Raw genomic sequence first — 16,389 nt, 5'->3', positions numbered from 1 at the left:
ATCAAGGCGGCATCCACGGTACAAATCGCCTGGCATCGAGGTCACCAAGTCGCAGGATCAGTCCCACCCGATGGTCAGCCAAGTTTGGACCCGTCATTTGGCGGTCGCTGCAGGGACACGGGCCCGTTTCCACCCGATGCTGATACAGCCCGCAGGCGGGCCTCTGATCCCGGTGGCCGGCCAAGGTGGCGTCCTAGCCTTTTCGACAATGCGCTGACAAACCGCCGTGGGCCGCGCGTTCCCTCTCCCCCATGAACCTCCGCTTCCACACCCTGGCCAGTCTTCTCACCATCTCTTCCTTTGCCGCTGATGCGCCGAAGCTGCCTGCCATTCCCGCGGAGCCTACAGCGAAGAAGAAGGAACTGCTCTTTTCCGATGACTTCGAGCGCGCAGAGCTGGGCAAGGACAAGGGCTGGGCCATTGGGGGGCCGACGTTTTCGATAGAGAGCGGCGCGAGGACTCTTTCCGCACTGCGGAGACAATTCGCCTTTCCCGAAGCCGTCTGACCGCGCTACTCTGACGGAGCCATGCCCGCCAAGCCCAAGCCTCGCACGCTCGCCCCCAAATCTGCCGCGCCGCTGCTTGCGGAGGTGCGCGATCTCATCCTCACGGCCAGCGAAGCCGTTGCCCGGACCGTCAACGCAGGTCTGACGCTCCTGTATTGGGAGATCGGCACTCGCATTCGCCGGGACATTCTCCAAGAGAAACGCGCAGGCTATGGGGACGAGATTTTGCAGTCACTGTCTGCAAAATTGGAAGCCGAGTTTGGCCGTGGGTTTGGTGAGCGGAACCTAGCGCGGATGGTGAAGTTTGCAGAGGCCTTCCCCGATCCGAACATTTTGACCGCGCTGCGGACAAAATTGGGCTGGACGCATTTCCGTCAGATCATCTACCTCGACGACGAACTGAAGCGCGACTTCTATGCCGAGATGTGCCGCATGGAAAACTGGAGCACGCGGACGCTGGAGCAGAAGATCAAGAGCATGCTCTACGAGCGCACGGCGATCTCGAAGAAGCCGGACAAGCTCATCAAGCAGGAACTCGCCGCCCTGCGCAGCGAGGACAAGCTCACGCCCGACCTCGTCTTTCGCGATCCCTACATCCTCGACTTCCTCGGGCTGAAGGACACCTATGCCGAGAAGGATGTGGAGGCGGCGATCTTGCGCGAGGTGGAGAGCTTCATCCTCGAACTCGGCATCGGCTTTGCCTTCCTGGAGCGGCAGAAGCGGATGCAGATTGATTCCAAGGACTACTATCTCGATCTTTTGTTCTACCACCGGAAACTCAAGCGGCTGGTGGCGATTGAGTTGAAACTCGGCGACTTCGAGGCGGCGGACAAAGGGCAGATGGAGCTGTATCTCGGCTGGCTGAAACGCCACGCCCGCGAGCCGGGCGAAGAAGCGCCGCTGGGAATGATCCTCTGCGCGGGCAAGAACGATGAGCACGTCGAGCTGCTCGAACTCGCCAGCAGCGGCATCCACGTGGCGACTTACTGGACCCAACTGCTGCCGAAGAAACAGCTTGAACGAAAGCTCCACCAAGCCGTCGTCCGCGCCCGGCAGCGACTCACTTTGAGTGATGGCAAGGCTGCGAAGAAGACGACCCGCAAGGCTCAATAAGCTGAGAAGCTATCGAGCACGTTGCGTCTCTTCGTTGGAGGCAGGGTTCAAAATCCGTTTTAAACCCCGTGAACCTGTCACCCCGGTTCATCACGTGCGCAGGTCGCGTGCGGCGGAGTCCGGCAACGTCCGGCCCGTCTTTTTCGGCCATGCGCTGACAAACTGGCGGCAGGCCTTCACAGGCTCCGAAGTCACGGACATGGCGAAGCATGCCCCACAGCCTGATTGGAGCCGGAGCACACACGCACCCATTTCATGTTAGTCGCACTAAAATAAATATTTGACGCCGTTTTAATTCATGTTAACACAATTAACATGAAAAAGGAAACCAGCGCCAAACCTCCGCGTGACTACCAGCAGACAGCCCGTGCCGAAGCGGCGGAGGCCAGCACCCGGCGAATTATTGAGGCCTTCCTCAAGCGCGCCGAAACGGAGTGGTTCGACAAGATCAAGCTCGATGACATCGCGGCCGATGCTGGGGTGACCGTGCAGACCGTGGTGCGCAAGTTTGGCAGCAAGATGGGACTGCTGGAAGTGGCGCACAAACACATGGGCGAGTCGGTCGCCGTGCGTCGCCTGGTGATTCCCGGCGATTTGGACAGCGCCATCGATGCCCTGACGCGGGACTATGAAGATGTGGGTGCACTGGTCCTGCGGCTGCTGGATCAGGAGCAGATGCATCCGGTCCTCAAGCCCACGCTGGATGTGGGGCGGCAGGGCCGCCGCGACTGGCTGAAGGAGACTTTTGCGGAACGGCTGAAAACGCTGACGCCCGCACGCCGCCAGGCCACGCTGGATGCTCTCGTCGTGGCTGCGGACATCTATGTCTGGAAGCTGATACGCCTCGACATGGGGCGTCCCATCCCTGCCTACAAACAGATCGTCCGGCAGATGATCCTCGCCGCCCTCGAGCCGCGGTAACACCCATCCATCCACCCCTGCACCATGATCCATCGCATGAGCACCGAACCCAAAAACATCCTGTTCACCACCTGGGAAGGCGGTGGCAATGTGCCGCCCGTCATCACCCTCGCCCGCAAATTGCGCGAACGTGGGCACCGCGTCCGCTTGATGAGCGACGAGGCCAGCCGCGAAGACGCTGCGGCGGCAGGGATCGCCTTTCACGCGTGGCAGGCCGCACCGAACCGGGCTGACAAGACACCGGCGAGCTGCCCGCTGCGCGACTGGGAGGCAGCCAGTCCGCAGGAGGGCATCGGCCTCGCGCTGGACAAGATCCTGTTTGGCCCGTCGCTCGACTACGCCCGCGACCTTGCCGCTGAGCTGGATCGCGAACCGGCGGATCTGGTGGTGACCAGCGACATGCTGCCGGGCATCCTCGCTGGGTGCGAGAGCCGGGCTCAGCCGGTGGCCATCCTCTCCGCCAATCTGTGCCTGTATCCACTGGAAGGAATGCCGACCTTTGGCCCCGGACTGCCGCCAGCACGCACGGCCGAAGAAGAAGCCATGCACGCCCAGATTCGCCAGGGCACGCTGGCGATGCTGGATGCCCACCTGGGGGTGCTGAATGACACCCGTGTCGCGCTCGGACTCATGCCGATCGAAACCGTGCTGGAGCAGCTGGAAGTCGCGACGCGCTTTCTCCTGGCTTCGAGCCGGTCGTTTGATTTTCCCGTCAAAGAACTGCCAGAACAGATTCGCTACATCGGCCCGCAGCTCGATGAGCCCGCCTGGGCAAAGCCATGGCGCTCGCCATGGCCGGAGAACGATCCCCGTCCCGTCATCGCCGTATGTTTCAGCTCGACCTATCAGGCCCACGAAGGCGTGCTGCAAAAAGTGATCGATGCCGCGGCGGAGCTTCCGGTGCGCGTGCTGGTGACGCTCGGGCAGGTGGCGTCCGAGTCCGTGCGTCCGGCAGAAAACACCGTGGTCGTAGCGAGTGCGCCGCACAATGCCGTCATGCAGCAGGCGGCCGTGGTCGTCACCCACGGCGGCCATGGCACAGTGATGCGCGCCCTGAGCCATCACCGCCCGATGCTGGTCATTCCGCACGGTCGCGATCAGGATGAAAATGCCGTGCGCGTCGTCGTGCACGGCGCAGGACTGCGCATGACCGCCAGCAGCACCCTCGAGGAAATCCGCACCGCCTTGAGCCGCCTGATCACCGAGCCCGCCTTCACCGAAGGCTCCCGCCGCCTGGGCACAGCCATCGCGGAGGAAGCGGAAAGCGTCTGTGCGATCGCAGAGCTTGAGGCTCTCGCAGAGCAGCCTGCAAGCTGCTGTTGTTAACTCTCCAATTCATCCCCTTTCCCATCAGCCCCACCCCTTTCTATGAATACCTCATCCTCCACCAAGCCCCGTCATAGCCGGTTCTTTTACTCAGCGGCTTCCCTCGCCCTGCTGCTGCTGACCGTCATCGGCTTCCGTCTGTTTTACATGAACATGGAGGCCTTCCCCGGGCGTCCGTTGACGCCGCCCATCCGCACGATCCTCATCGTGCATGCCGTGCTGATGACCGCCTGGATGCTGCTGTCCGTGGTGCAGCCGCTGCTCGTTGCCTCCGGTCGCAAGCGCGTGCATATGACCCTCGGCCTCTTCGGCACAGCACTGGCCGCCGCCATCGTCGTCACCGGCTGTCTCCTCGCCGTGAATGCCGCACGGGTGAATCCCCCCGACCTGAAGGTGTTTGGCCTCACGCCCAAGGAGTTTCTGACCGTGCCTCTGAGCAGCATCGTCGCGTTTGGCGCATTCGTGCTGGTCGGCATCAGCTACCGCCGACGCCCCGAAGTGCATCGTCCGATGATGTTCATGGCGTCCATCGCCATTGTTTCCGCAGCGTTGGGCCGCATGCCCGCACTCAACGACTGGTACGCGGGCACGTGGATGGAAGCATGGTTCAGCGCATTCCTCACCACCCTGCTGCTGGGGGCGGTATTTTTTGGCATCAAATGCCTGCTGGAAGGCCGCATGGACCGCTGGTTTGCCAGTGCCTTGGGAGCTCACGCGGTCATTTGCGTGGGGTCATCGCTCATCGCAAAGACAGATGCCTGGGTGCAGTTTGCCACCATCCTTTTGCAGTAAAGGAACGGGATCAGGGGGCAACATTCTGACAAACGATCGAGGAAGCTGCGTTTCATCCACCATGAACCTCCGCTTTCTCGCGCCCCTCCTGCTCATCACCGCCTCCACCTTCGCCGCTGATGCGCCGAAGCTGCCTGCCATTCCTGCAGAGCCAACGGCAAAGAAGAAGGAGCTGCTTTTCTCCGACGACTTTGAGCGCTCCGAACTGGGCAAGGACAAAGGCTGGGCCATCGTGGTGCCGACGTTTTCGGTGGAGAACGGGGCGCTGAAGGGTACTCAAATGCGCTTTGATGCACCGGCAAAGGATGGCAAGCCGCCCGTGAAAGGGCACCAGGCAGTGATCGGCAATGACATCCCGACGAAGGACAGCGTGATCGAGTTCCGCTTCCGGCTGGGCGGGGCGCAGTCGGTGACGGCGGAGTTTGACGACCGCAAGTTCAACGGCTCGCACTACGGGCACCTGTGCATGGCACGGATCGCGGCGGACAAAATCATCCTCGTGGACCAGAAGGGCCTGGCCGTGGCCCGCCCGGAAGGCGCCACCGGCGAGCCGCCGACGCCGAAAGGCCGCAAAAACGTCTCCTTCCCCATCAGCCTCGATCCCCAGACCTGGCACAGCTTCACCCTCGAAACCGTGGGCGACACCATGCGCGCCTCCATCGACGGCAAGCCCGTGGCCTTCCTGCAGTCCCCCGGCATCGCCCACCCGACGAAGTCGAAGGTGGAGTTTGGCTGCATGGGCAAGGACGGTTTCTTCGACGAGCTCAAAATTTGGAGCGCGGAGCCGGTGAAGTAGGGGGATGCAATGCAGACAGGTTCGCGAATAGCGCGGCGCTCTGGCCGTAGGTTGGGCGTGTTTGGCGTCCATGGGCCTACCACGCCTCACCGCCCCCTTCGCCAAACCGCCCGACTGCGAGAACGCTCGCAGGCCACAGCGCTTACGGCACTCTCACAGACGGGCGGGCTGTCCCGCCATCAGCAAGCGGGCGTGAGGCGTCGTCTGCTCGAAGTGTCAGGCTGGGCATGAGGCACGATCAAAATCGTTGACTCCTTCGGGGTGAATCAGTTCTCATCAAGTTCCCACAGGAGGCTGCATTTGCCACACCGCTTCACAAACCACTTTGTTTGAAAGTGGTACGCAGGGAGGGGATCGAACCCTCGACCAATTGGTTAAAAGCCAACTGCTCTACCGCTGAGCTACCTGCGCATTCCCGAATCGGGGGCGGGTATGTATTCATAAGACAGCTCAGTGCAAGCCGGAATATGCCTCAGAGCGGACTTTCTGCACCAGAACATCGAGTCCGCCCTCAGGTCGCTTCACGTGAAACGCATGAATTCCGCTGCTTTGCGCCCCGCCCAGATCGCATTTGAGATCATCGCCGATGTGCAGCGCCTCCTGCGGCAGGCAGCCTGCGGCGGCCAGCGCAGCCTCAAACATGCGCGGGTGCGGCTTGGCCGCTCCGACCTCACTGGAGATGATCACCTGCGCAAAATAACGCAGCAGCCCATGCCCGGCCAGGATGCTGCGCAGCCGGCGGTCGAAATTCGACAGCACCAGCAGCCGGTGATCCCGCGCGAGGTCCTCCAGCGCCGACACCACGTCGTCAAACACGCACCAAGCCTGCGGCTGCGCGTAGTGCAGGTAAAGCTCGCTAAAAAGGCCATCCAGCACGGTTTCCGCCAGCGGTCCACCCTGCTCCCGGCCCAACAGATCGCCCACCAGGGCGCGCCACCAGCCACGGTCATGATCTGCGGGTGGCCGGCCCACTGCATGCAGCGGTGGCGCGGTCTCCTTCCAGGCCATGCGGAAGGCCTGCATGATGGACTCCGGCTCTGCCACGATGCCATGCCGCAGGGCATGCTGCGCATAGGTCAGCCCCACCGGCTCTGCAGGCAGGATCAGCGTGCCCGCCGCATCAAAAAACAACGTTTGCAGCGGCATGAGGCTGAAAAACAAAAAACGGGAGCGACCTTGCAGTCGCTCCCGTGGTGAAGTCAGATGAAATTACTTGGAAGCCGTGACCGGATTCTTCGGGTTCTTGCCATAGGTCTGCTCCTGCTCTGGCTCCACAGGGAGCTGGGGCAGGCGGCAATGGTGGCCGGAACCGGGGAGGCGGTAGCCGCCATTGAGATCGTTCAGGCTGCCCACCATGTAGGATTTGGGCTCAGGGGGAGTGATGATGTCCACAGCGCCAAAGAGACCGCGGCTGACGGTTTCACCATAGCTGTAGAGCGCGCTCTGGTAGACTTTCTTGGTGGAAACCATGCCACGCTGCATCACGCCGGTAACGACCCCGGGCCAGCGGCGGATGGCGCGGGCACCGAAGCTGGCCCCCTCATCCACGGTGTCCATGCCGTAGTCGGCGTAGCGGTTGGTCTCACGGAAAGCGATGTCGTCCGTGCGATACGCAGCATCCAAGCCGATGTTGGTGTAGTCACGGGCCTGGCGGTCACTCACCTTGCCGACGAAATTGCTGCCGTCATCGACGATGTCCATCGTGCTGGTTTCCGCCTGGCCGACTCCCTGGCTCACATAGCCGAGACCCCTGTTCACGATGCCCGCATCACGGCAAGGCAGCACAGACGAAGGACGCGGGTTGTTCACCAAGTTCCTCGTAGCGGTGCAGGAAGCGAGTGTGGAGAGTAGAACTAGGGGCAGGAGCAATTTCATAGATTAATGCGTGATTCTGTCGGAAAGGACCATGGATTGTCAAAGCTAAAATCCGCCAATCTCCGACAAATGCACGCGAGATTGTCGCAGAATGTGAAAGACCCCTGCCAGCAGGGCGTTATCGCGCCATCCCCCCTCCGTATGTTCATGAAGCTGAATCCTCTCTGTGCCGTTATTGCATCGCTCGCCACGTCGGCCCTGGTGGCCCGTGCAGCCCCCGATCTGAAGGCCACTGCCGCCAAGATTGACGAACTCGTCAACGCCAAGCTCGCCAAGGAGAAAATCCAGCCCAACAAGCCCGCCAGTGATGAAGTCTTCGTCCGCCGTGTGTACCTCGACGTCGCCGGCCGCATCCCCACCCTGCAGGAGACCAGCGAGTTCCTCAAAAGCAGCGACTCTGACAAGCGCGAGAAGTTGATCGACAAGCTCCTCGCCGGTGACGGCTACGTGCAAAATTTCTACAACTACTGGGCCGACATCCTGCGCATGAAAAGCCAGATGGTCGGCGGCGGCCAAAGCCTGCCCGCCTTCTATGGCTACTCCAAATGGCTCAAGGACAGCCTGCGCGACAACAAACCCTACGATGAAATGGTGCGCGAAGTCGTCACCGCAGACGGCAAGAGCTACGAAAACGGAGCCATCGGTTTCTACATCCGCGACTACAACATGCCGCTGGATAACATGGCGGTGACCACCCAGATCTTCCTCGGCACCAGCATGGTCTGCGCCCAGTGCCACAACCATCCGTTCGATAAATGGACGCAGATGGACTACTACCAGATGGCGTCCCACACCTACGGCATGACCGCCAGCAACGGCGTCACCAATCCGCTGCTCGCCCAGGCGATCTATGGCGGCGGCGCGGCCAAGAACAAGGCCAACCGTTACGGCGGCGCCGTTACCAAATTCAACCTGCCTCAAGGCATCGAGCGCAAGGACGTCGGCCGCGCCATGACTGAAATCCTTCGCCCACTGCGCTACAACACCGTGCTGGATCAGACGGACAAAAAGCCCCTCCTGCTGCCCCACGATTATCAATACCCCGACGCCAAGCCCAAGCAGAAGATCGAGCCCGTCATCCCCGCCGCCTTCAGCAAGGATGGCAAGATCGTGAAGGAAGGAGTGAAACCCGTCGCTTCCTACGCCTCATGGATGACGAGCAAGGATAACCCGCGCTTCACCACCGTCATCGCCAACCGCCTGTGGAAAAAGCTCATGGGCCAGGGCATCATCGAACCCGTTGATGAGATCACCGACAGCACCGTGCCGAGCAATCCGCAGCTCATGACCTTTCTCGAAGAAACGATGAAGGCCTCCAATTACGACATGAAGGCCGTCCTGCGCGCCATCCTCAATTCGCAGGCCTACCAGCGCGAGGCCTACACCAAGGACGTCGAACTCGGAGAGATCTACAACTTCCCCGGCCCCCTCCTCCGCCGCATGAGCGCCGAGCAGATTTGGGACAGCATGGTCGCCCTTTATAAACCCGCCGCCGACACTCCCAGCATCGCCACCAAAGTGGATGCCGAGATCGCCCTGCGCCGCATCGAGTGGCTGGATCGTGCGCTGAACAGCCTCACTCCGCAGCAGCTCCAGGCCTGCACCATCGCAGTCGCTCAAAAGCAGAAGGAGCTGGCCGCCGAGGTACGCACCGCCCAGGAAACCATGGATGCCGCCGCCAAGGCCAAGGACGAAGCCGCCATCCGCGCCGCCCGCAAGGCCATCCAGAGCCAGCGCAAGCGCATCGACGAAGCCGTGGACGCCGTGGTCTATGACGTCGGTTTCAAGCGCTTTGCCGAACTCGCCCGCGAAGGCAAGCTGGATGAATTCTCCAAGGATGAAGACTTTGCCAAGGAAGTGGCCGCAGTCATCAAGCTCAAAAAGGAAGGCGAAGACCTCAGCATGGATGAGGCCCTGGACATTCTGGCCAGGCAGCGCCGCGCCAAGCTCAATCAGCAGGCCAAAGCCCGCTTCGAGGCAGACGCCGGACGCTTTGCCGCCGACGAAAAAAATGAAAAGACCTCCCTCATCGCCTGGGAAAACTTCCGCGACACCTCCATGCTGCGCGCCGCCGATCTGCGCAGCCCCGCCCCCAACGGCCACTTCCTGCGCGAGTTCGGCCAGAGCGACCGCGAGCTCGTCGAAAACGCCAACGACGATGCCAGCGTGAGCCAGGCGCTCATGCTGCTGAACGGCAAGATCTTCAGCAACCTCATGAACCGCTACACCGTCATCGCCCGCGCGATGGACAAAGCCAGGAAAGAAGGCTCCGAAGCCGTCATCGACACCGTCTATCTCAGCCTCCTCAGCCGCAGGGCCACCCCTGCGGAAAAGGAACTGCTCAAGCCCATCGCCGACAACGCTGACACCACCGACCGCGGTGATGTCCTCTGGACCGTGCTGAACACCCGCCAGTTCTTCTTCATTCAGTAAAGTTGCCCAGTTGCGCCGCAACTGGTCTGGATACTCCGGTTGCGTCGCAACCGGACTACTTTCACGCCATCACGCCCTTCACCACCTCGCCCGCAATGTCCGTGAGCCGGAAATCACGCCCGGCGTAGCGGTAGGTCAGTTTCAAATGATCCAGCCCCAGCAGGTGCAGGATCGTGGCATGCAGGTCGTGAATGTGCACTTTATCCACAGCCGCGTAGTAGCCGTAGTCATCCGTCGCGCCGTAGGCCGTGCCAGGTTTGCAGCCACCACCGGCCAGCCACACGGTAAAGCCGTGCGGGTTGTGGTCACGGCCATCGCTGCCCTGCGCCACCGGCGTGCGGCCAAATTCGCCGCCCCAGACAACCAGCGTGTCTTCCAGTAGGCCGCGTGATTTGAGATCTGCCAGCAATCCGGCGATGGGTTTGTCGACTTCCGCCGCGTTCTTGGTGTGGCCTTTGAGAAGATCGCTGTGCTGATCCCACTGCACAAAGCTGTCGCTGTGCGTCACCTGCACAAAGCGCACGCCGCTTTCGGCAAAACGCCGCGCCATGAGACACTGGCGGCCAAAATTCGCCGTCACCGGATCATCCAGGCCGTACATCTTGCGCGTGGCCTCCGTCTCGCCCGAGATGTCCTGCAGCTCCGGCAGCGTGGATTGCATGCGGTAGGCCAGCTCAAAAGAATTGATTCGCGCCTCCAGTGCCGCATTTGCCCCGGCCATGGCCAGATGCGACTGGTTCATCTGCGACACCAGATCCAGCTGAGAGCGCTGCATTTCTGGCGTGAGCATCTTGTTATGGATATGCTTCACCACCGCCTGCTCCGCAGGGATGCTGGCATTGCCCAGCGGCGTGCCCTGGCAGTAGGCCGGCAGGAAAGCGGAGCTCCAGTTGCTCACACCGCCATGGGCCAGCGTCGGACAGATGGTGACAAAGGACGGCAGGTCCGAGTTCTCCGTGCCCAGGCCATAGCTGACCCATGAGCCAAGGCTCGGGCGCACAAAGGTGTCGCTGCCCGTGTGGAGTTTCAGCAAAGCCCCGCCGTGCGCCGGGTTCGTGCCGTGCATGGAGCGGATGATGCACAGGTCATCCACATGCTTGGCCACATGCGGAAAGAGATCGCTCACCGGCAGGCCGCTCTGGCCGTACTGCTTGAACTTCCAGGGCGACTTCAGCAGGTTGCCCGTCTCGGCAAATTTCACGCGCGGCAGCGCAAAGGGCGGCGGCTTGCCGTGGTCACGATCCAGCATCGGCTTCGGATCAAATGTGTCCACCTGCGAGGGCCCGCCCTTCATCAGCAGAAAAATCACCCGCTTCGCCTTGGCAGGAAAGTGCGGCTGCTTCGGCGCCAGCGGATCAATCACCGCCGCCTTGGCAGATTCCAGCCCCAGCACGCCCTGCAGCGCCAGATAGCCAAATCCCGCGCAGGAGTTGCGCAGCATCTCGCGACGGCTGAAAGGCATCATGGAAGGCATGGTTTTCACATAGCAACATACGGGCCGAGTCAGCCCGCTCTTACTGGGTAAGTACGATGGGCACTCCTTACCCGTAGATTGGCGTTCTTGCCACACCCCGCGCGGAGCAGCGTCCATGGAATTCGGGAACGGCGAAATTTGCGTAAGCTCTCGCCGACTGGCAGGAGTGCCCATCGCCCCCCCCTCACGCCCGACCTGTCGCCGGCGTCCCGCGCCTGGCATCGTCACGGAAGAAGGTCTCCATGCGCTCGCGCAGGTCCGCGTAGAAATTGCGGGACATCTCCTCGATCGCTTCAGCCGTGTGGCTGACGCCGCTCTTGGCGGCCAGCTCCCGCGCAATGCGGCTGCGCTCTTCAAAGTCGCGCTCCAGGTCCATGAGGTACACCAGGAATTCTTTCGCCGAGCGCGCACCATCCACGCTGGTGATCAGCGAACGCTCCATCATCTTGTTACGCGTCAGATTCAGCATCTTGCTCCCCGCCAGCTCTTTCATCTGCAGACTGAAGCCTTCCATGAAGGCCTTGCGCTCGCCTTCAAAACCCATTTCCTCGCGGTCCAGCAGGGTGTCATACGGGCCGGGCTTGGAGAAGAATTTCATGATCAGCGGAATCGTGTCCACCAGCATGAAGAGCAGCGTCAGCACCAGGTAGGCGACGAGGGCAAACGTGCCGCCCTGCGCCCCCTGCTCAAACAGCTCATGCAGCGCCAGCGTCTGCGTGAGGATGTCACGGCGCGGCTCCGCGCGGATGCCGGAGATGCGTGTGTCCTCGTCCTTGATGAGCTGGGTGACCTCGGTGTGCAGATTCTTCTGCTGCAGCAGCAGAGCGTCGATCTGTGTTTTGAGCGTCTCGCGGATGGCGTTCTGCTGGCCCACAAACTGGTCCGCCTGCTCCGTCTGCACCTTCTGCTTCAGCGCGGCCACACGGTCCCGCTCCGCCTTGTCCAGCGCGGCTTTCTCAGCCGCCTGGGCATCCAGCGCGGTGTTCACACCATCCTCAGCCGCTTTGATCTCAGCCACCACCGCCACGCGGGTCTTCGTCATGGTGTCCAGCACGCCGCTGAGGCGGGCGCTCTCCGCACGCCGCCAGGTGAGCTGGTCCTCCTGAATGCTCTTTGCACGCGGCCCCAGGCCGATGATGCCGCTGCGCTGGCCGTTCACCTCGCGCTCAAATTCCGTCTGCCAGTGGTTCAGCTCCTCGGCGATCTTTTGGTACTCCTTGCTCAGCGTGGCCATCTCCGTGTCCAGCTTCGTCAGGCGCTCCTTGCCCGGAGCCACCGCCTCAGCGATCTTCGCCTCACGCTCCGCCTTGGCCGCCTTCTCATCCTCCGTCAGCGGCTTCTCGACCGGCTTGCCGCTCTCATCGAGAAACTTAGCCTGGAAAGTCGCGTTCCAGTTCTCACGCTGCGTCGCGATCTCCGCCTCCAACGACACCAGCCGCGCCTCCACGGCGATCTTCTGCTGCTTGGAAACTTCACGCGCCGCTTCGATCTCGCTCTGCCTGTGTTTCTCGATGACCGAGGAAATCGTGTCCTTGAACAGCAGCAGCGTCAGCGGATGTGAAATCGTGATGCCCATCAGCGCCGCCACCACCATGCGCAGCGAAAACTGCGAAACCTTGCGGAAAAAAGACTGGTAGGCCCGATACGTCGCCAGCAGCGCACGGTCCACCGTCAGGATGATGAACGACCACACCAGAGACACCGGCGCGATGATGTACCAGTTGTCCGTCAGCGTGCTCAGCGCATACGCGCAGGCGATGATGGCAAACGTGGAGGGCACCAGCACCGTGGCGCCAAAGGCCACGTACTTGCGCCGCTCCCACGCGGGGCAGGCATCGAGGTTGTCGGAGGAGGCTGCGGAGAGCCAGAAAAAGACGCGTTCGATGCGTTGCAGGAGGTTCATAGGCGTGTGGGGCTGCCGGATTCGGAGTGTGCGGGCGGGCGCGGGATTGTCAATCTGCGGGACTGGATTAATAAGACCTACCCTATGACGCCTGCCCTCGACGATGCATTCATCTGCGATTCCGTGCCTGCGGAAATCATGGATCATGCCTGGGCCACGGGCTGGCGGCATTTTGGCAGGCATTTCTTCCGCTACAGCACCCAGCGCGCCCAGGACGGCGGACTGCAAACCATCACCCCACTGCGCATTGATCTCGCATCCTGCACCTTCACCAAAAGCCAGCGCCGCGTGCTGAACAAGAACGCCGGCCTGCGCACTGAGATCGCCCCCGCCGCTATCGACGACGACCTGCGCGCCCTCTTCCAGCGCCACAAGCAGCGCTTCACCCACAACATCCCCGATACCCTGGAAACCTTCCTCGGCCCCGATCCCACCCGTGGCCCCTGCGAGTGCCGCATGGTCCGTGTGTTTGACGGCCCCCGGCTCATCGCTGCCAGCTATCTCGATGTCGGCCAGCAAGCCGCCTCCAGCGTCTACGGCTTCTTTGAGCCCGCCGACTCGCGGCGCAGCCTCGGCATCTACACCCTCCTGCTGGAGATCCAGCACTGCCGCGCCGCCGGTCTCCGCCATCTCTACTCCGGCTACGCCACCCGCGAGCCCAGCGTGTATGACTACAAAAAGCAGTTCCGCAGCACCCAGTACCTCTGCTGGTCCTCCGCCGCCTGGCACCCAGTCCAAGACACAGGGGTCTCGCTTCGCAGCTCCGCAGCCTGACCCCACTCAAGCCGCCCTGACTAATCCCCACGCTCAACCGCATGGCAGGGCCCGTTCCTAGCGCAGAAGCAGACGACAAATCCTCCTCCCCCTGCTACGTCATTCGTAATCCACAGGACCCACGTCCGTATCCGCCAATGCCTGGCCCTTCCAAAGCATGATTGCCTCACCCATCGAACTTCTCGCGACCTCGCTCTTCGCACTCGCAGTGCTGCACACCTTTGCGGTCAAGCGCTTCGCCCACTGGGCCCATCGCTATCCTGAAGGCTCCATCAAGGAGAACATCCTGCATTTCCTGGCCGAAACCGAAGTCGTCTTTGGCCTTTGGGGAGCGGCGCTGTTCGCGGGCATCGCCGCGCTGAAGCACTCGCTCCATGATGCGGTGGAATACATCGACGGGTTGAATTTCACCGAGCCCAAGTTTGTCTTCGTCGTCATGGTCGTGGCAGCCACCCGCCCTGTCGTGCAGCTCGCGGAGGCCTGCATCTCAGGCCTCGCACGCCTGCTGCCATTGCAGACCAGCGTGGCCTACTATTTTGCCGCCCTGTCCTTCGGCACCCTGCTGGGCTCGTTCATCACCGAACCTGCGGCGATGACCCTGATTGCCATCCTCCTCAAGCGTCGTTACTTTGACTGCGGCATCGGCCCGAGCCTCGCCTACGCCACGCTCGGGCTGCTCTTTGTAAACATCTCCATTGGCGGCACACTCACCCACTTTGCCGCGCCGCCTGTGCTCATGGTCGCCTCCAAGTGGCAGTGGGACACCTGGTTCATGCTCTCCCACTTCGGCTGGCGCGCCATCGCCAGTTGCATCGTCGCCACCGCTCTTGTGACCTTTTTCTACCGGGCCGAACTGGGCCGTGTGGAAGTGGTGGAGCAGCCCGCGCGGCCCCTGCCCGCATGGCTCACGCTGCTGCATGTCGTCTTTCTCGCTCTCGTCGTCTTGTTCGCACATCACCCGGATGTCTTCTTCGGCGTGTTCATGCTCTTCCTCGGCATGGTCAGCGCCACGCCCGAGTATCAGGACGATCTGCGCCTGCGCGAGGGCCTTCTCGTCGGCTACTTCCTCGCCGGCCTCGTCACCCTCGGCTCCCTGCAGTCCTGGTGGCTGCAGCCGCTCATCGCCGGACTGGATGGCTCCAGCATGTACTTCGGCGCCACCGGCCTGACCGCCCTCACCGACAATGCCGCATTGACCTATCTCGGCTCCTTGGTCGAAGGCATCTCCCCCAGGCTCCAGTACGCCCTCGTCGCCGGTGCGGTCACCGGTGGCGGCCTCACCGTCATCGCCAATGCGCCCAATCCCGCCGGCATCGGCATCCTGCAAAGCTCCAAGGCCTTCAGCAACGAAGGCATCAGCCCCCTGCGCCTCTTCCTCGGCGCCCTGCTGCCGACCAGCATCGCCGTGGTCTTCTTCTGGTTTGTCTGATCCCGACTGGATTTTGTCCAGTCCTACCGCCGGATGTGCAAAAACAGATTCACGCCCTCAGGCTCCCACATCACCTCAATGGAATCCGCCGGCGCTCCGGCCTCCAGCGCCAGGGCGCGCAGGTGATCCCGCGTACGGTGCTGCAGCACCCAGTCGCCCAGCAGTTCCATGTAGTCGCGGCTCGGATTATGGTCGGAGAAATTCCCCACCACCACTTCCCCGCCCCGCTTGGTCACGGCCATCAGCGCCTTGAGCAGAAAGACAAACGTCCGGTCCGTGAGGTAGTCGAACAGCCCGGCTGACCACACGAGCTCGTAGCCCTTGGCGGGCAGAAAGCGCAGCACATTGCGGTGGTAAAATTCCACCCGCTTCGCAAACGGCTCGCACAGCTTCTTCGCCCGCTCGATGGCGTGGATTTCGGCATCCACGCAGTCGAAAAACACCTCGCAGTCAGGATTGTCCAGCACCCACTCGCGCACATCACGCGCCGGACCGCTGGCCACGTTCAGCACGTTCAGAGGGGCCTTGGTGCGCCCGGCGGAGTGGGAGTTCAGCAACTGGTGAAAGTAGGCCTTGCGATTGCGCACCGCATTGGGTGCCGCCTGCGAATGAAAATAAAGATCCCAGCGCCGCAGGTGCGGCTCCTGGGCGAGCTGCATCGTGTAAATAGCCTCAATGATCTCAAAATCACCGCTGTAGCCGTACTTCTTGCCCAGCGCCCGCGCCTGCATGGTCCCTTCCAGGTGGCGGTTGGTAACGTCTTGAGCGTAAGCAACCACGTCATCCCGCGCGATCACTCCGGCCCGCACTGCATCCCCAAGATGCCTCAGTGCCCGGTTCATGTGACCATAGTCATTCGGCATCGGCCCACCTTGAGCTATGAGCTCGCGCAGGAGGTCATCGCACTGGATCAATGGCGCAAAGTCGTTCTTCCGAACGGTAGGGCTTTCTTGGAGGACAGTGGGCGGCATGCGCAGGAGATGGCCGGTTAGGTCGGCAGGTTTACTTATTTGATAATAAGCCCCTCCTGATCTTTCGGGAAGTAAA

Annotated in this window: 14 protein-coding genes and 1 tRNA gene; 9 read left to right on the top strand and 6 right to left on the bottom strand. The window is 61.9% G+C overall.

All coding sequences use genetic code 11. The features are described from left to right. Nucleotides 1-251: 251 nt before the first annotated feature. The 6 genes from ACILSL_RS17285 to ACILSL_RS17260 all read left to right on the top strand — a co-directional run bounded on the left by ACILSL_RS17285 (nt 252) and on the right by ACILSL_RS17260 (nt 5,454). On the top strand, nt 252-506 hold the full coding sequence (locus ACILSL_RS17285; RefSeq protein WP_395733306.1) for a hypothetical protein: 255 nt from the start codon (nt 252-254) through the stop codon (nt 504-506). A gap of 21 nt (nt 507-527) precedes the next feature. Further along, nucleotides 528-1,619: a YhcG family protein gene (locus tag ACILSL_RS17280; RefSeq protein ID WP_395733305.1), complete on the top strand. Its 1,092-nt coding sequence runs from the start codon at nt 528-530 to the stop codon at nt 1,617-1,619. A 315-nt stretch (nt 1,620-1,934) separates the two neighbouring features. Then, nucleotides 1,935-2,540 (top strand): TetR/AcrR family transcriptional regulator, encoded by a 606-nt coding sequence (locus ACILSL_RS17275; RefSeq protein ID WP_395733304.1) that lies wholly within the window; start codon nt 1,935-1,937, stop codon nt 2,538-2,540. 36 nt (nt 2,541-2,576) lie between these two features. After that, nucleotides 2,577-3,866 (top strand): nucleotide disphospho-sugar-binding domain-containing protein, encoded by a 1,290-nt coding sequence (locus ACILSL_RS17270; protein ID WP_395733303.1) that lies wholly within the window; start codon nt 2,577-2,579, stop codon nt 3,864-3,866. A 42-nt stretch (nt 3,867-3,908) separates the two neighbouring features. Beyond that, the gene (locus ACILSL_RS17265) at nt 3,909-4,658 is read left to right on the top strand and encodes a hypothetical protein (protein ID WP_395733302.1); all 750 of its coding nucleotides are present in this window, start codon (nt 3,909-3,911) and stop codon (nt 4,656-4,658) included. A 61-nt stretch (nt 4,659-4,719) separates the two neighbouring features. Continuing rightward, nucleotides 4,720-5,454 (top strand): hypothetical protein, encoded by a 735-nt coding sequence (locus ACILSL_RS17260; protein ID WP_395733301.1) that lies wholly within the window; start codon nt 4,720-4,722, stop codon nt 5,452-5,454. 336 nt (nt 5,455-5,790) lie between these two features. On the opposite strand, the gene ACILSL_RS17255 is transcribed toward ACILSL_RS17260, so the two are convergent. The 3 genes from ACILSL_RS17255 to ACILSL_RS17245 form a co-directional block, all read right to left on the bottom strand. Beyond that, nucleotides 5,791-5,865, bottom strand: a tRNA-Lys gene (locus ACILSL_RS17255). A 39-nt stretch (nt 5,866-5,904) separates the two neighbouring features. After that, the gene (locus tag ACILSL_RS17250; protein ID WP_395733300.1) at nt 5,905-6,600 is read right to left on the bottom strand and encodes an HAD-IA family hydrolase; all 696 of its coding nucleotides are present in this window, start codon (nt 6,598-6,600) and stop codon (nt 5,905-5,907) included. A 63-nt stretch (nt 6,601-6,663) separates the two neighbouring features. Next, complete coding sequence (locus ACILSL_RS17245; RefSeq protein ID WP_395733299.1) at nt 6,664-7,212, bottom strand: hypothetical protein; 549 nt, start codon at nt 7,210-7,212, stop codon at nt 6,664-6,666. A gap of 264 nt (nt 7,213-7,476) precedes the next feature. Here ACILSL_RS17245 and ACILSL_RS17240 point away from each other — a divergent pair, with 264 nt between their 5' ends. Continuing rightward, nucleotides 7,477-9,762, top strand: coding sequence for a DUF1549 domain-containing protein (locus ACILSL_RS17240; RefSeq protein ID WP_395733298.1), 2,286 nt, complete (start codon nt 7,477-7,479; stop codon nt 9,760-9,762). Between the two features lie 61 nt (nt 9,763-9,823). Here the strand turns inward: ACILSL_RS17240 and ACILSL_RS17235 are convergent, their stop codons facing one another. Together ACILSL_RS17235 and ACILSL_RS17230 are read right to left on the bottom strand one after the other, a co-directional pair. Then, complete coding sequence (locus tag ACILSL_RS17235) at nt 9,824-11,224, bottom strand: DUF1501 domain-containing protein (RefSeq protein WP_395733337.1); 1,401 nt, start codon at nt 11,222-11,224, stop codon at nt 9,824-9,826. Between the two features lie 196 nt (nt 11,225-11,420). After that, nucleotides 11,421-13,139 carry a DUF4407 domain-containing protein gene (locus tag ACILSL_RS17230; RefSeq protein WP_395733297.1) on the bottom strand — a complete coding sequence of 573 codons (1,719 nt, stop codon included), beginning with the start codon at nt 13,137-13,139 and terminating at the stop codon, nt 11,421-11,423. Between the two features lie 84 nt (nt 13,140-13,223). Here ACILSL_RS17230 and ACILSL_RS17225 point away from each other — a divergent pair, with 84 nt between their 5' ends. Both ACILSL_RS17225 and ACILSL_RS17220 read left to right on the top strand, forming a co-directional pair. Continuing rightward, nucleotides 13,224-13,913, top strand: a complete 690-nt coding sequence (locus tag ACILSL_RS17225; RefSeq protein ID WP_395733296.1) for a GNAT family N-acetyltransferase — start codon at nt 13,224-13,226, stop codon at nt 13,911-13,913. A gap of 157 nt (nt 13,914-14,070) precedes the next feature. Then, on the top strand, nt 14,071-15,342 hold the full coding sequence (locus tag ACILSL_RS17220; protein WP_395733295.1) for a putative Na+/H+ antiporter: 1,272 nt from the start codon (nt 14,071-14,073) through the stop codon (nt 15,340-15,342). A gap of 23 nt (nt 15,343-15,365) precedes the next feature. Here ACILSL_RS17220 and ACILSL_RS17215 read toward each other — a convergent pair whose 3' ends face one another. Beyond that, nucleotides 15,366-16,313 (bottom strand): class I SAM-dependent methyltransferase, encoded by a 948-nt coding sequence (locus ACILSL_RS17215; protein WP_395733294.1) that lies wholly within the window; start codon nt 16,311-16,313, stop codon nt 15,366-15,368. Nucleotides 16,314-16,389 lie beyond the last annotated feature (76 nt).

It is taken from the genome of Prosthecobacter sp., from assembly GCF_044222345.1.
Lineage (GTDB): Bacteria > Verrucomicrobiota > Verrucomicrobiia > Verrucomicrobiales > Verrucomicrobiaceae > Prosthecobacter.
Note: the sequence above shows the minus strand (reverse complement) of the source record. Positions and strands in the feature narration are given on the sequence as shown.